The 11337-nt window shown below is 64.6% G+C and carries 11 protein-coding genes; 7 read left to right on the forward strand and 4 right to left on the reverse strand.

All coding sequences use genetic code 11. The annotated features are described in order from the left end of the window. Window positions 1-2: 2 nt before the first annotated feature. Together RBR52_RS01555 and RBR52_RS01560 are read right to left on the reverse strand one after the other, a co-directional pair. Window positions 3-2873: a valine--tRNA ligase gene (locus tag RBR52_RS01555; RefSeq protein WP_320375415.1), complete on the reverse strand. Its 2871-nt coding sequence runs from the start codon at window positions 2871-2873 to the stop codon at window positions 3-5. Next, window positions 2848-3018 (reverse strand): hypothetical protein, encoded by a 171-nt coding sequence (locus RBR52_RS01560; protein ID WP_320375416.1) that lies wholly within the window; start codon window positions 3016-3018, stop codon window positions 2848-2850. The genes RBR52_RS01555 and RBR52_RS01560 overlap by 26 nt, the downstream gene beginning before the upstream one ends. 33 nt (window positions 3019-3051) lie before the next feature. Here RBR52_RS01560 and RBR52_RS01565 point away from each other — a divergent pair, with 33 nt between their 5' ends. Together RBR52_RS01565 and RBR52_RS01570 are read left to right on the forward strand one after the other, a co-directional pair. Next, window positions 3052-3660: a hypothetical protein gene (locus RBR52_RS01565; RefSeq protein ID WP_320375417.1), complete on the forward strand. Its 609-nt coding sequence runs from the start codon at window positions 3052-3054 to the stop codon at window positions 3658-3660. Window positions 3661-3739: 79 nt separating this feature from the next. Beyond that, window positions 3740-4420 carry a 7-cyano-7-deazaguanine/7-aminomethyl-7-deazaguanine transporter gene (locus RBR52_RS01570; RefSeq protein WP_320375418.1) on the forward strand — a complete coding sequence of 227 codons (681 nt, stop codon included), beginning with the start codon at window positions 3740-3742 and terminating at the stop codon, window positions 4418-4420. A gap of 539 nt (window positions 4421-4959) precedes the next feature. Here the strand turns inward: RBR52_RS01570 and RBR52_RS01575 are convergent. Next, entirely contained in the window at window positions 4960-6069 is a 1110-nt protein-coding gene (locus RBR52_RS01575) for a hypothetical protein (RefSeq protein ID WP_320375419.1), read from the reverse strand. Continuing rightward, window positions 6066-6659, reverse strand: a complete 594-nt coding sequence (locus tag RBR52_RS01580; RefSeq protein WP_320375420.1) for a phage virion morphogenesis protein — start codon at window positions 6657-6659, stop codon at window positions 6066-6068. Before RBR52_RS01580 ends, RBR52_RS01575 begins: the two co-directional genes overlap by 4 nt. A gap of 432 nt (window positions 6660-7091) precedes the next feature. Here RBR52_RS01580 and RBR52_RS01585 point away from each other — a divergent pair, with 432 nt between their 5' ends. The 5 genes from RBR52_RS01585 to RBR52_RS01605 all read left to right on the forward strand — a co-directional run bounded on the left by RBR52_RS01585 (window position 7092) and on the right by RBR52_RS01605 (window position 11272). After that, window positions 7092-7631, forward strand: a complete 540-nt coding sequence (locus RBR52_RS01585) for a Uma2 family endonuclease (protein ID WP_320375421.1) — start codon at window positions 7092-7094, stop codon at window positions 7629-7631. A gap of 441 nt (window positions 7632-8072) precedes the next feature. Next, window positions 8073-9974: a DNA polymerase III subunit gamma/tau gene (gene dnaX, locus RBR52_RS01590; protein WP_320375422.1), complete on the forward strand. Its 1902-nt coding sequence runs from the start codon at window positions 8073-8075 to the stop codon at window positions 9972-9974. A gap of 59 nt (window positions 9975-10033) precedes the next feature. Continuing rightward, window positions 10034-10363: a YbaB/EbfC family nucleoid-associated protein gene (locus RBR52_RS01595; protein ID WP_320375423.1), complete on the forward strand. Its 330-nt coding sequence runs from the start codon at window positions 10034-10036 to the stop codon at window positions 10361-10363. Window positions 10364-10379: 16 nt separating this feature from the next. After that, on the forward strand, window positions 10380-10991 hold the full coding sequence (gene recR / locus RBR52_RS01600; RefSeq protein WP_320375424.1) for a recombination mediator RecR: 612 nt from the start codon (window positions 10380-10382) through the stop codon (window positions 10989-10991). Between the two features lie 80 nt (window positions 10992-11071). After that, window positions 11072-11272 (forward strand): hypothetical protein, encoded by a 201-nt coding sequence (locus tag RBR52_RS01605; RefSeq protein ID WP_320375425.1) that lies wholly within the window; start codon window positions 11072-11074, stop codon window positions 11270-11272. Window positions 11273-11337 lie beyond the last annotated feature (65 nt).

Here is an 11337-nt window from a genome sequence, read left to right on the forward strand (position 1 = left end):
TCTCATGCGCCGCCACTTGCCAATGCATCTGTTGCGTGCGCGACGGGCAGACGCGCGATCTGCTCTTGCACCTTGGCCAGCAACGCCTGAAAGTCGCGCAGACGTTCCTGCTCCTGTGCGACGACAGCCGCCGGAGCGCGATCGACGAAGCTGGCGTTGGAGAGCTTGCCCTGCGCCTTGGCGATTTCGGCCTGCAGACGCTGCACTTCCTTGCCCAGGCGCGCCCGTTCCGCTGCGGCGTCCACCTCGACGAACAGGGCGAACTGCAGGGCGCCCAGCGCGGTGGTCGGGGCGGATTGTGTGGCGGCCTTCCACGCGGCTTCGTCGGCGAACACCTGGACCCCCGACACCTTGGCCAGGGCCTGCAGGGCAGGGCGGTGACGCTCGATCAGCGCCACATCGCCGCAGGCCAGCAAGGGCAAGCGCTGCGCCGGTGAGACGCCCAGTTCGCCGCGCAGATTGCGGCAGGCGTCGACCAGTTGCTTGAAGGCGGCGATTTCCGCCTCGGCCTGCGCGTCGATCTTCTCGAACTGGGCCTTCGGATAGGGCGCCACGGTGATGCTCTCGCCCTTGCGTCCTGCCAGCGGCGCCACGGTCTGCCACAACTCTTCGGTGATGAAGGGCATGATGGGATGGGCCAGGCGCAGCACGGCCTCCAGCGTGCGCACCAGGGTGCGGCGGGCCGCGCGCTGCTGCTGCGGCGTGCCGTGGGCGATCTGCGTCTTGGCGATTTCCAGATACCAGTCGCAATACTCGTCCCACACGAATTGATAGATGGCCTGGGCGACAAAGTCGAGGCGATAGTCGGCAAAGCCCTGTTCGACCTGCTGCTCGCTGCGCTGCAGCAGCGAGACGATCCAGCGGTCTGCGGCGCTGAAGTGCATATAGCCGTCGGGGCCGCAGTCGCCGCCGCATTGATCCATGCCGCGATCGAACGCGCTCAAGCCGTCCACCTGCATCAGCACGAAGCGCGTGGCGTTCCACAGCTTGTTGCAGAAATTGCGATAGCCCTCGCAGCGTTTGGCGTCGAAGTGGATATTGCGGCCCAGCGTGGCCATGGCGGCAAAGGTGAAGCGCAGCGCGTCGGCGCCGTAGGCGGGAATGCCGTCGGGGAATTCCTTTTCCGTGGCCTTGCGCACGGCGGGTGCGGTTTCCGGCCTGCGCAGTCCGGTGGTGCGTTTCTCCAGCAAGGGGGCGAGCTCGATGCCGTCGATCAGATCGACCGGGTCGAGCACATTGCCCTCGCTCTTGCTCATCTTCTTGCCATGCGCGTCGAGCACCAGGCCGTGGATGTAGACGTGGCGGAAGGGCACCCGTCCGGTGAAGTGCGTGGTCATCATGATCATCCGCGCCACCCAGAAGAAAATGATGTCGAACCCCGTCACCAGCACCGAGGAAGGCAGGAACAGGTCGAGTTCGCGGGTGTGCTCGGGCCAGCCCAGCGTGGAGAAAGGCACCAGTGCGGAGGAGTACCAGGTGTCGAGCACGTCGGGGTCGCGCCTGAGCGAGCGGTTGTAGCCCGCGGCAGACGCCTTGTCGCGCGCCTCGGCCTCGCTGCGGGCGACGAAGATCTCGCCGTTCTCGCCGTACCACGCCGGGATCTGGTGGCCCCACCAGAGCTGGCGCGAAATGCACCAGTCCTGGATGTTGCGCATCCACTGGTCGTATGTGTTGACCCAGTTTTCGGGGATGAACTTCACTTCGCCCGAGGCCACCGCATCGATGGCTTTCTGCGCCAGGCTCCCGCCGTCCGGGCCGGGCCGGGTGGTGGCGACGAACCATTGATCGGTGAGCATGGGTTCGACGATCTGCCCGGTGCGCGCACACACCGGCACCATGTTCTTGTGCGGCACGGCCTTTTCCAGAAAGCCGCCGGCTTGCAGGTCTTTGAGCAGTGCCTTGCGCGCTTCGTAACGGTCCAGCCCCTGATAGGGTTTGGGACCGTTTTCGTTGATGCGGGCGTCTTCGGTGAAGATGGTGATCAGCGGGATGTCGTGGCGCAGCGCGCAGGCGTAGTCGTTGAAGTCGTGCGCTCCGGTGATCTTCACGCAACCTGAACCGAAATCGCGCTCGACGAAACTGTCGGCGATGATGGGAATCCTGCGGTTGCACAGCGGCAGATCGACGTATTTGCCGATGAACCTGGCATAGCGCTCGTCGTCCGGGTGCACCGCCAGCGCGCCGTCGGCCATCATGGTTTCCGGGCGCGTGGTGGCGATGTGCATGCCGCGCACACCGTTGATCGGCCCGTCGCTGAACGGGTAGAGGATGTGCCACATGAAACCTTCGTGCTCTTGGCTTTCCACCTCCAGGTCGCTGACCGCGCTCTTGAGCACCGGGTCCCAGTTCACCAGCCGCTTGCCGCGGTAGATCAGCCCCTGCTCGTAGAGCTGCACAAAGGTCTCCACCACGGCCTTGGACAGTTTGTCGTCCATGGTGAAGTATTCGTGCGCCCAGCTCACCGAGTCGCCCAGGCGGCGCATCTGCCCGGTGATGGTGTTGCCCGACTGCCGCTTCCATTCCCAGACCTTTTCGACAAACTTCTCACGCCCGAGGTCGTGGCGGCTGAGCCCCTGCGCCTGCAACTGCCGCTCCACCACGATCTGCGTGGCGATGCCCGCATGATCGGCGCCGGGCACCCACAGGGTGTTGAAGCCGCGCATGCGGTGGTAGCGGGTGAGCGCGTCCATCACCGTCTGGTTGAAGGCATGGCCCATGTGCAGCGTGCCGGTGACATTGGGCGGCGGCAGTTGCACACAAAACGCCGGTTGGCTCTCGTCCATGCTCGGCGCGAACACGCCCAGTTCCTCCCAGCGCCGGGTCCAGCGGGCTTCGATGTCGTGCGGCTCAAACGATTTGGCGAGTTCGGTCATGGGCGGGGTCTGGGAATGCAAATCGGCGGGATCGGCGGTCAGTTGCAATCGTCCGCGCAAAATCGGCGATTTTACGGGTGAGGTCGAACGCCGCCGTGTTGTAAATACGCGGCAAGATCAGGCCACGATATTGACGGGCGTTCATCGGGCGGGCACTGCCGCACCTTACACTGCCTGCATGATGACCCATGCGATCGGCTGTCTGCCTGTGCGCCTGCTCTGCAGGCGTGTTCCCTTGTTTCTTGGGCTCGGCCTGATGCTCTTTCTGGGCGGATGCACCTCGCTGCTGCCCCGCGGCCAATCGCAGACCAGCAAGCCGTGGACCAGTTTCGACGAAGCGCACGCGGCGTTCGAGCGCATCCAGCCCTTCGTCACCACGACGGCGCAGCTCAAGGCCGAGGGCATCGACCCATCGACCACGCCCAATATCACCATCCTGCATTACGCCGACATCATGCGGCGCCTGCTGCCGCCATCGGGCAGTGAGCTGTCGCTCGATCCCGGCATCCGCGCCTGTCTGCGGGCGCAGGCGGCCTGCCGTGGCTACGAAATCGACCAGCGCCACATCGATCGCAAGCGGATGGGCAACTTCTGGCTCGATTTTCTCGACTTTCGCCGCGAAACCGTCACCACCGGCTGGCGCTTCAACATGCTGCTGGTCGTGGTGGACGATCGCGTGGTGTTCAAGCTCTGGGGCGGGCAGCCGGAAATTTCGGAAATCGAGTCCACACGAAACCCGCTCGGGCCCTTGCAGGGCATTGGTCAATCGATCAGACCCTCTTACTGAGGTTGAACGCGCTTTCGGTAGAATTCTGCGTTTCTTTGGGCGGTTCCCTTACCCGCCTTTTCAACCAAAAAGGTCTGCCATGCTCTTCACCCTCGACTTGAGCACTGCTCGCCAGCGCACCGTCGTGTCCGCGCTGGCCGCGCTGCACATTGCCATCATCACCGCCAGCAATTACTTCGTGCAGTTGCCCATCACCCTGTTCGGTCTGCACACCACCTGGGGGGCGTTCACCTTTCCGTTGGTCTATGTGGCCACCGATCTCACCGCGCGGCTGCTCGGCGCGGCGCCCGCGCGGCGCGTGGTGCGCCGGGTGATGCTGCCCGCGCTGGTGCTGTCCTACGCCATCTCGGTGCTGTTTCACGACGGCGCTTTCGCCGGTTGGGCGGCGCTGGGCGGCTTCAATCTGTTCGTGTTCCGCATCGCGCTGGGCAGCTTCATCGCCTACGCCGTCGGCCAGTTGCTCGATATTTTGGTGTTCTCGCGCCTGCGCGCCACGTTGGCGGGCAGCCGCCACTGGTGGGTCGCGCCTGCCGCTTCGAGCGTGCTGGGCAATCTGGTGGACAGCGTGCTGTTCTTCTCCATCGCCTTCTACGCCAGCACCGACCCCTTCATGGCCGCGCACTGGGTGGAGATCGCCCTGGTCGATTACGCGGTGAAGCTCATCATGGCCGTGCTGGGTGTGCTGCCCCTTTACGGGTTGCTGCTGTCTGGGCTGCAACGCTGGCTGGCGCGCAGCGCGGTGCAGGCCGTGGCGGCCTGAACGAAGCGCCCCATGATCCCCCCCCCCCGGGGGGGTCGGCTCGCCGACCCTGGGGCGCTCATACGGGCACAGCTTCGGCGAGTACCTTGGCGCGCAGGGCAGGGCGCGCCTCGGCCCTACCATCGCGCCAACACTGCCCGCGCCATGACCGCCTCGATCCTCTCCGCTTCTCCCGCCGTCCCGCAGCAAGATAACGCCCGCGCCGCCGACTTCATCGCCCGCTGGAGCGGCGTCGCCGCCTCCGAACTTTCCACCCCGCGCAGGAGTCGCAGGACTACATGTTCGAGCGCCCTCCGTCACCTTTCGCCACGGCGACGGCAGCAGCAGCCCCGGCCACATCGACTGCTACCGGTGCGGCTGCTTCGTGCTCGAAGTTTTCGCTGTGGCTGGCGCAAAGAATAGAGTCTCGCCTCGCTGCCTTCATGCTACGAAGCTAGACCTGACCCCAGCTCCTCGCGCCAGCTCCTCGGCGCGAAGCTAGACCTGACCCCAGCTCCTCGGCGAGCTCCTCGACCTGGAGTGCTGATCTCGGCTGCGCTTCAGCCTGTTTCGCGCATTCTTGGCATCCAGAGGTAGCCCTGCAGCCATAACTGCCCCTCGATGTCCTGCCCGACTTGCGGTGGCGTCTGGGCATTCCAAACACGCCGAGTGATCAGAATGTCTAGATCGCCATCCTCATCGCCGCTGCGTATCACGGTGGCGCGAACCCGCCAGCCATCCTGACCCAGCCAATCCTTGAACTCGGTGACTGATTTCACCGGCGCGTGGAAACTGTAATCATCTTCGTCCCAGCCGCTGACCGGCAGAAGCATGGCGGCGCCATCCATGCGCACGGTGCAATCGGCCTCATAGGGTTCCTCGCCTTCTTCCAGTCGTTGATTCAGCCACGCCACCTCATCGGGATGCCGGTGGATCTGCCACTCATGTTTTTTGGCCGGGCTTGCTGCGTAGGCCAAGCCAAGCAGGATGAAGTCGTAGGCCTTGCCCGTTTCGTACCAGGCCCGATTGCTCGGGTATCTCGCATCGTAAAAGGTGACTTCGCCCTCAAGCCAGGACGCGGTGATCTGCGCTTCAAGTCCGTTTTCCCAAACAGATACCTTGTGCAGTATCAGGGCGTGCTGGCCGCCTGTTGTGAAGAAGGGGAACAGACTGACAATCTCATTGCTCGCTTCTTCGACACGGAGTGTCAACGCTATTCCTTGTGTCGTCTGCGGCCAGACCAGTTGGAAACCGACAGGCCATTGCTGCGGGACTGTTCGCGGCGCGGGTCGAAAATCACCGTATCCCTCCTGCAACTGCGCTTGCTGGACGATCTCAGGCATGTGCCGCAGCAAGTCCTCCGATTTTTCGACAAACGGGCTCCAGTGCGAGCCCGAGAAGTGTCGTGAATCCGGGCTTTCAGGGATGAAAGTCGATGTCGGCCATGCCATCGATTCGCGGCTGGGCTCCTGCCGTTCATGATGCGCTGATTCATGCTTTTCGATGGACTCACGGCGAATCAAAATCTCGCCGACATCATCGAATGCAATACCCAAATAGTCTGCGCCGACAAAGGTGATCGTGCCTGCGCCGAATGACGGATGATCGATACGATTGCCCACACCCCAATTTTGCGTTTGCATGGTGATCAGCCCGCAGGCGTCGATCATTTGAGATAACACAGATCGAGCAACTCGCCGTCGGCGCCGTACAGGACGTATTCGCCATGGCCCAGATCGATGACGTAGCGGGCGGGATTGCGGAATCCTGCACCGAAGTCACGAATGGCATTGGGAATGCGCGGATCGTCGATGTCGAGCACTTCTTCGTTCTCCCAGTCTTCATTGAGAATCGCTTCGGGCATGGCGTCGGCCTCCTGATCGGTGGCGAGTGGGATCGATGGATTCGCTTGCCGAGGCTGGATGATACGGAGCGCCTGCACCGCGAACTGGGTGGACAGGCGCTTGCTCTCGCCGATCAGGGGCTTTTTGGACGCCAGCCGGGTTTTCCCCTTCTTGCTGAGCGTGCCGTCCTTTTTGCGGTTGCCCTCGGTCTTGTTCAGGTAGCGCGCCAGCGTCACCTCGCTGTTGGCCGCCCAGGGCGTGCCGTCGGGCGCGGTGGAAGTGCGAAAGCGCGCCTGCGTGGAGATTTTGAGCGCCTCGCCGATCTGCACCATGGCCGGGCGCAGGTTGCCAAGATGCTGCTGCAACTGGCGCAGGCGCTCCTGCACTTCGCGGTCGTCGAGGGTGATTTCGATCATGGCGCGGCCTTGTGGGTTCGGCTAGACTTTGGCCCGTGACTCAGCATTGGAGTTCCGGGGTATTCCCGGCGGCGTTTCGGACGTAAGCTCCTCGGGGGGTCACAGCTTTATCCAGGCCGAGATGAGCGAGAGCGCGCGATTGCGCTTTCCTGGCCGGAGTTCCCAGATGGAAACGATGCGTTCTCCGCCTGCTGCCGGAGTGAGTCTGAGTCAGAGTGAGTCAGTAGGGTCAGGTCTAGCTTCGTAGCATATGTTCGAATTGCAGGCAACGCAGCGCGGTTGTCTGGGTTGTCTTTTTCGGGCGTGCAGGCTCTATCATTGAAACCGAAGGCGCGCATAGTGCGGGTTGTGCTCATACCACGAAGCGTTTCGGACGTTACCGCTGGGGCGCTTTCCCCCTCGTCCTTGCTTTCTGTCCCAGGAGATTCCCCCATGAGCTCCATTCCCGCTGCAGAACGCTACACACTGACCGACTGGCGCCGCTGGGAGGGCGACTGGGAACTGATCGACGGCCAGCCGCTGGCGATGGCGCCGTCGCCAGCGGTTTCTCACCAGTCCGTGAGCTTTGCCTTGGCGTTGATGTTGGGCGAGCAGTTGCGCGGTTGTCCTGAGTGTCAGGCGCTGTTCGAGACCGATGTGGAATTCGGCGAAGACACCGTGGTGCGCCCGGACGTGCTGGTGATCTGCTTCGCCCCGCAGGGCGAGCGCCTCACCCGCGCGCCCAGTCTGATCGCCGAGGTGGTGTCGCCCGAGAGCGCCCGGCGCGACGAGCACACCAAGTTCGCCCTGTATGCCGAGGAAGGGGTGGGGCATTACCTGCTGCTGTATCCGCAGCAGCGCAAGGTCAAGGCCTATCACCTGCACGAGGGGCGCTATGTGAAGTCGGGCGATTTTCACGCGGAGCGCCACCGCATCGATCTGGGCCCCTGCGCCCTGCAACTCGATTGCAGCCAGCTCTGGGTGCGGCTGTAGCGGGGCGGCAGGGCTTGGCTTTGCGGGCGGAGTCTGTCGGACTTGAGGAACGTCGGCTGCAAAACGGCTTCGCCGGTCCATTTTTCACCGTTTTGTGGGCCTCTGGCCCATCCCTCGCTGCGCTCGGGACCGCCACTTCGTGGCGTCCTGCGCCCTGCGGGCTGGTCTTGGACAATAGTCGAACTATTGCCCGGCGAAATCGGCAAAAACTGTCCTCGCCGGAGCCGTTTTTCGCTATCGACGCCCCAAGTCCGACAGGCTCCTAGGAGTCTGTCGGACTTGAGGATCGCGGGCTGCAAAAGGGCGGTGCGGCGTCCTGCGGCAGCGTCTTTTTGCCCCATAGCTTCGGCTATGGGGCGGCAAACCCGCCGCCACATGGTATCCACACCGCCCTTTTTCGCTTTCCGCGCCCCAAGCCCGACAGGCTCCTAGAATCGTCCCATGACTTCCGTCGCGCTGGCGCGCAAATGGCGCCCCAAAACCTTTGCTTCGCTCATGGGGCAAGACCACGTGGTGCGGGCGCTCACCCATGCGCTCGACCACGACCGTCTGCACCACGCCTATCTGTTCACCGGCACGCGCGGGGTGGGCAAGACGACGGTATCGCGCATTCTGGCCAAGGCGCTCAATTGCACCGGGCCGGATGGTCAGGGCGGGGTGACCAGTCAGCCCTGCGGCGTGTGCCCGGCGTGCACCGAAATCGATGCCGGACGCTTTGTCGATTACATCGAACTCGACGCCGCCTCCAACCGCGGCGTCGAAGACATGACCACGCTGCTGGAGCAGGCGGTCTACAAACCCACGGTCGGCCGCTTCAAGGTCTACATGATCGACGAAGTGCACATGCTGTCCAACCACGCCTTCAACGCCATGCTGAAGACGCTGGAGGAGCCGCCCGATTATGTGAAGTTCGTGCTCGCCACCACCGACCCGCAGAAAGTGCCGGTCACGGTGTTGTCGCGCTGCCTGCAGTTCAACCTCAAGCCGATGATGCCCGGCGCCATCGTCGGTCATCTGCAGCAGGTGCTGCAGGCCGAGAACGTGCCTGCGGACGACGCCGCGCTGCGCCTCATCGCCCGCGCGGCGCACGGTTCGATGCGCGACGCCCTCTCGCTCACCGATCAGGCGCTGGCCTACTGCGCCGGGCGGGTGGAGACGGCGGCGGTACAGCAGATGCTGGGCACGGTCGATCGCAGCGATCTGTTGCACATTCTGCAGGCGCTGGCGGCGCAGGATGGCATGGCGATGATCCATCAGGCCGATGCGCTGGAAGCGCGCGGCCTGTCTTTTGGCATGGCGCTGGAAGAGCTGGCGGCCCTGCTGCAGACCATTGCCCTGCTGCAACTCGTGCCGCAGGCCGCCGAAGCCGACGATCCGCAGCACGAGGCGCTGTCCGCCCTGGCCGGGCAGCTCAGCCCGGAACTGGTGCAACTGGCCTACACCACCGTGCTGCATGGCCGCAACGAGCTGTCACTCGCCCCGGACGACCGCACCGGCTTCACCATGACCCTGCTGCGCCTGCTGGCCTTCGCTCCGGTCATGGCGGGCGGCGTGCCGCAAGGCGGGTTCCCGCTGCCGGGGGCGGCCAGCGCAGCGCCTGACGCGCAGGGGTCGCAGCCTACTGCTTCCCTGATGGCTGCGCGGGACGAGCAAGCGACGGCGGCACCGCCCGTGGTGCAAGCCGCCACATCGGCCGCCAGGCCCGCGCCCACGGCGCAGACCTCAGCCAAGGCCATGCCGCGCACCGCGGCGACCTTGAGCGTCCCGCTGGAATCCGCGGCCCGCATGCCCGCCGTCCAAGAAAAACCTGCGACGGGGTATTCGGCGCAAGCCGTGCCTGAATCGATGGCGCCATTGGCCTGCGACCCCTCCCCATCCACGCCGGCGCCGCGGCCCGCCGCATCGTCCCGTCCCGCCGTCCTCGAACCGCCCCTTCACATCACCCCCGACACCGACTGGCCCGCGCTGGTGCAGCGGCTGGAACTGCCCGCCGGTCTGCCCCGCGCGCTGGCGCAGCAAAGCGAGCTGGCTGCGATAGAGGGTGAGCACTGGCTGCTTCGCCTGCCCAACGAACAACTCACCCGCGCCGGGGCGCTCGACAAGCTGCAGGCCGCGGTGCGTCTGGCCTTGGGGCAAGGCATCGTGCTGCGCACCGAAGTCGGCGAAGTGACCGACAGCGTGATGCAGCGCGAAGCCCGGGCCAAGGCGCAGGCGCAGGCCGATGCCGAAGCCGCGATTCGCAGCGACCCGCTGGTGCAGCAGCTTATGCACGACCTGGGCGCGCAAATCGTGCCCGGCAGCCTCAAACCCATGCCCCCTTCAGCACAGCCCGCCTCGGCCTGACCGACAATACGGCGGTGCCGCAAGCGCGGCGATTCACTTTTCTGATCGAAGGACACCCCATGTTCAACAAAGGACAACTCTCCGGCCTGATGAAACAGGCGCAGATGATGCAAGACAACCTCAAGCGCGTGCAGGACGAGCTCGCGAACGTCGAGGTCGAAGGCCAGTCGGGCGCGGGCCTGGTGAAGGTGACGATGACCTGCAAGTTCGGCGTCAAGCGCGTGAGCATCGACCCCAGCCTGGTGGCCGAAGACCGCGACATGCTCGAAGACCTCGTGGCTGCGGCGTTCAACGATGCGGTGCGCAAGGCCGAAGCGACTTCGCAGGAAAAAATGGGCGCGGTGACGGCGGGCATGCCGCTGCCGCCCGGCATGAAGCTGCCGTTCTGATCGCTGATCTCACGACATGCATGAGGCCGCGCCCGGCCATGTGCCCGCGCTCGATGCCTTGATCGACGCCTTGCGGCATCTGCCTGGCGTCGGCCCGAAGTCGGCGTCGCGCATGGCCTATCACCTGCTCGAACACGATCGCGAGGCCGCGCAGCACATCGCCCGCGCGCTCGACGCGGCCTTGGGCGCGGTGCAGCGCTGCGCCCGCTGCAACACGCTCACCGAAGACGCGGTGTGCAGCATCTGCGCCGATACGCGGCGCGATGCCCGCCAGCTCTGCGTGGTCGAAAGTCCCGCCGACCTCGCCGCGGTGGAGCAGACGCTGACCTACCGCGGCCTGTACTTCGTGCTCATGGGCCGCATCAGTCCGCTCGACGGGCTGGGGCCGAAGGAAATCGGCCTCGACCGCTTGATTTCCCGCGCGCTCGACGGTCTGGTGGAAGAGGTCATTCTGGCGACCAACTTCACCAACGAGGGCGAGGCCACGGCGCACGTCATTGCCGAAACCCTGCGCCCGCGCGGCCTGCGTGTCACCCGGCTGGCGCGTGGCGTGCCTGCCGGGGCCGAGCTCGAATACGTCGATCTGGGCACGATCGCCCGCGCGCTGCTTGACCGGCGCGGTACTTGATTGCCTGCATATCAAAGCCTGCTGGCTTAAGCTTGAAATCCAGCCGCACAAACGACGCGGAGCACTTTCCCTGAACTCTCATGCAGCGACGACATTTCATTCAATCGGCTGGTGCCCTGGCGCTGGGCATGGGTCTGTTTCCATGGACGGGTGATGCCGCCTTCGCCATGCCCAATGCGGCGGGCACACTGGAAGTTTTCGCAGGCGCCATTGGTCCGGTGCGTATTTCAGCCCATCGTGGACGGCATTTCAGGCTGATCGTGGACGGGATTTCAGCGTGATCGTGGACGGCGTTTCAGTCTGATCGTGGACGCTGTTTCAGCGTCATCGTGGACGATTGGGGGTG

Source organism: Thiomonas sp., assembly GCF_034007205.1.
In the GTDB taxonomy this organism is placed as follows: domain Bacteria; phylum Pseudomonadota; class Gammaproteobacteria; order Burkholderiales; family Burkholderiaceae_C; genus Thiomonas.

Excerpts from the sequence above, each read along its gene's own strand:
- RBR52_RS01555 (WP_320375415.1), bottom strand. The coding sequence starts at position 2,873 with ATGACCGAACTCGCCAAATCGTTTGAGCCGCACGACATCGAAGCCCGC.
- RBR52_RS01560 (WP_320375416.1), bottom strand. The coding sequence starts at position 3,018 with ATGAACGCCCGTCAATATCGTGGCCTGATCTTGCCGCGTATTTACAAC.
- RBR52_RS01565 (WP_320375417.1), top strand. The coding sequence starts at position 3,052 with ATGATGACCCATGCGATCGGCTGTCTGCCTGTGCGCCTGCTCTGCAGG.
- RBR52_RS01570 (WP_320375418.1), top strand. The coding sequence starts at position 3,740 with ATGCTCTTCACCCTCGACTTGAGCACTGCTCGCCAGCGCACCGTCGTG.
- RBR52_RS01575 (WP_320375419.1), bottom strand. The coding sequence starts at position 6,069 with ATGATCGACGCCTGCGGGCTGATCACCATGCAAACGCAAAATTGGGGT.
- RBR52_RS01580 (WP_320375420.1), bottom strand. The coding sequence starts at position 6,659 with ATGATCGAAATCACCCTCGACGACCGCGAAGTGCAGGAGCGCCTGCGC.
- RBR52_RS01585 (WP_320375421.1), top strand. The coding sequence starts at position 7,092 with ATGAGCTCCATTCCCGCTGCAGAACGCTACACACTGACCGACTGGCGC.
- dnaX (WP_320375422.1), top strand. The coding sequence starts at position 8,073 with ATGACTTCCGTCGCGCTGGCGCGCAAATGGCGCCCCAAAACCTTTGCT.
- RBR52_RS01595 (WP_320375423.1), top strand. The coding sequence starts at position 10,034 with ATGTTCAACAAAGGACAACTCTCCGGCCTGATGAAACAGGCGCAGATG.
- recR (WP_320375424.1), top strand. The coding sequence starts at position 10,380 with ATGCATGAGGCCGCGCCCGGCCATGTGCCCGCGCTCGATGCCTTGATC.
- RBR52_RS01605 (WP_320375425.1), top strand. The coding sequence starts at position 11,072 with ATGCAGCGACGACATTTCATTCAATCGGCTGGTGCCCTGGCGCTGGGC.